The following is a 2,219-nucleotide window of genomic DNA, read 5'->3' as shown; positions in this document are numbered from 1 at the left end:
CCGGCGGCCCGGTGCAGGTCAGGGCCGTCGAATGGGCGCATGTGAGGGCCCCGAATGCCTCCACTGGTGACCACCGTCCAGACCCTGCCGACTCATCTCGTCCGATCACTGACCTGGGACCAAGGAGCCGAGATGGCCGCCCACGGCGCCTTCACCATCACTACGGATGTCTCTGTCTACTTCTGCGATCCGGCTAGCCTCTGGCAGCGCGGCTCCAACGAGAACACGAACGGCCTGCTGCGGCAGTAGTTCCCCAAGGGCACCGAACTGACCGTCCACACCCGCGACCAGCTCAACGCTGTCGCAGCCGAACTCAACGGCCGCCCACGCAAAACGCTCGGCTGGGAAACCCCAGCCGAGCGCCTGCATAAACTGCTCGCGGCCTGATCAAACTGACCACGTGTTGCGACGATCCGTAGAAACCGCTCCGGCCGGACGGCCCTTCAACCAGATCTTCACCGGACTTCTAGCAGATAGCGCTTGCGCGGATCCGGATGGCTGTGATCGTCTCGATCGATGAGATACCGCCGTTCGGCCTGATGCACGTGTAGATCCCGTTGCTGCGCTGCACAAACACGGTGTCATCGTTTCGGGTGTTCACGATGCTGAATCCGGTTTCAGGGTTGTTCAGCCGCTGCCAGTTGGGGGTGATGTCCCTGAACCGTCCGATGATGCGTGAGTTTACGGTCGGCTCGCTGTAGATGCAGACCTCAGGGTAGTTACAGCCGTATGCGCTGCCCGCCTGCGCCGACGGTGCCCCGGCCAAGGACAGGGGAAAAGCCGCTACTGCGGCCCCCAGGACGCCGATCGCCTTCCGTAAGGAAGATGTCATGTATGTCTCCTGTGTGGTGTGAACGGAGCCGGGCGGTATTCCATTGAGTTGTCTCCTGCCTCGGCGACGGTCCCCCAGGTGTAACGCAAGCTCGCCGGGACCCGTCCCGGCTCCGGGCTGGCAGCCTTGCAGGACCGCTGAACGCGATGGGGTCGCTGCAATGCATCCGGGGCCCTCACATGTTGTGCGGCTGCGTCAGAACGGTGGTTCCGCGGCCGCCCATTGAGCACTGTGCATCATGAAGTTGCAGGTCACGGGTCTGGTGTGCGCGGGGTTCGGGATGCTCGTGCTGGTCGTGGGCGGATGACTTCGGTGAAGATCGTCGGTCACCGGGAAACTTCGCGGTTCGTCAGGACGAGCAGGGCCCTGACCAGGGCGGTCGCCCACGTCGGGTCGGTGCGGACCTTGCCGAGCACGCGCCAGTTCTTGAGGTGGGCGAAGCCGTGCTCGACCGGTGCCCGGACCGCTGCCAGTGCGGTGTTCGACAGCTTCTGTCCGCGTGTCAGGGGCCGGTTCCGGGCGGCCTTGTAGCCGGTGATCACCGCCGGGTCGGCGTCCGGGCCGCTGTCGTCGAGGCCGACGAAGCCCAGGTCGGCGATGGCGCCGAGGCCGGCCGCCCGCAGCCTGGCGGTGAGCCGGTCGTGGCGGCAGGCGGTGATCTCCGAGGTCCGTCCGGGCCGGGCCACCGAGACCCAGAGCAGCCGGCCACGGTCGTCGGTGAGCGCGATCACGAGCAGGCCATGGCATCTGCTCTTGCCCGAGTAGTTCTTCCGGTTGTCCTTGCCGGTGCGCCGCCGGGTGCGGATCAGCGTGCCGTCCAGCAGCACCACCCCGCCACCCTTTCGGGCGATCTTCTTCAGGGCCCTCTGTAGGCGCGGAGCGCGGGCGGCCAGCAGGCCGACGACTTCCCTGACCCACCGGGTCACGGTGGTGCGGTGTATTCCGTTGCCGCCGGCCAGGTCGCCCGGCCGCTGGTCACAGCGCAGCATTGCCAGCACGATGGCGGCGATCTTCCCCGCGGGCAGGGCCCGCCACCGTGAGCCGATCTTCTTCAGGTGGCCGCGTATCAGGTCGGCGAGCCAGTTCAGGGTGGCACTCGACAGCGGCAGGCGGACGGTGTAGACAAGGCCGTCAGGGCCCTCGACGGGATGGTTGTTTTTCTTCACACCAAACTCAACTGCCGCCGGGGGCCCGCCGGTTACGCCCGTCGGCGCCCGCCTCCCGCGCGGCTACGAGCGTGCGGTGAACCTGCCGTCCGGACGCTTGTGCAGCCAGCCGCGGTCGGCGAGCTTGGTCAGCTTCGCCCGCAACGGTTCCATCTTCCCGCGCACCGTCACCTCAAGGCCCAACTCCTCACCGACGGCCCTGACCTGCACCGGGCCGCCGA

General features: G+C 67.0%; 2 protein-coding genes and 1 pseudogene. 1 reads left to right on the top strand and 2 read right to left on the bottom strand.

Features of this window, described 5'->3' with window-relative positions:
- Window positions 1–63: 63 nt before the first annotated feature.
- Window positions 64–387: pseudogene (locus tag ACIHCQ_RS44560) on the top strand (IS30 family transposase); the annotation flags it as partial.
- 79 nt (window positions 388–466) lie between these two features.
- On the opposite strand, the gene ACIHCQ_RS44555 reads toward ACIHCQ_RS44560, so the two are convergent.
- Together ACIHCQ_RS44555 and ACIHCQ_RS44550 are read right to left on the bottom strand one after the other, a co-directional pair.
- Complete coding sequence (locus ACIHCQ_RS44555; protein ID WP_399675096.1) at window positions 467–832, bottom strand: hypothetical protein; 366 nt, start codon at window positions 830–832, stop codon at window positions 467–469.
- Between the two features lie 326 nt (window positions 833–1,158).
- A complete protein-coding gene (locus ACIHCQ_RS44550; RefSeq protein WP_399675094.1) occupies window positions 1,159–1,998 on the bottom strand; it encodes a transposase family protein in 840 nt (279 codons plus the stop codon).
- Between the last annotated feature and the right edge of the window lie 221 nt (window positions 1,999–2,219).

Origin of the sequence: Streptomyces sp. NPDC052236 (assembly GCF_044548015.1) — a bacterium.
Lineage (GTDB): Bacteria > Actinomycetota > Actinomycetes > Streptomycetales > Streptomycetaceae > Streptomyces.
The sequence above is the reverse complement of the archived record's forward strand: the minus strand, read 5'-3'. Positions and strand labels throughout refer to the sequence as shown.

What these genes read in the sequence shown, in the direction of transcription:
- ACIHCQ_RS44555 (WP_399675096.1), bottom strand. Translation starts at nt 832, where the DNA reads ATGACATCTTCCTTACGGAAGGCGATCGGCGTCCTGGGGGCCGCAGTA.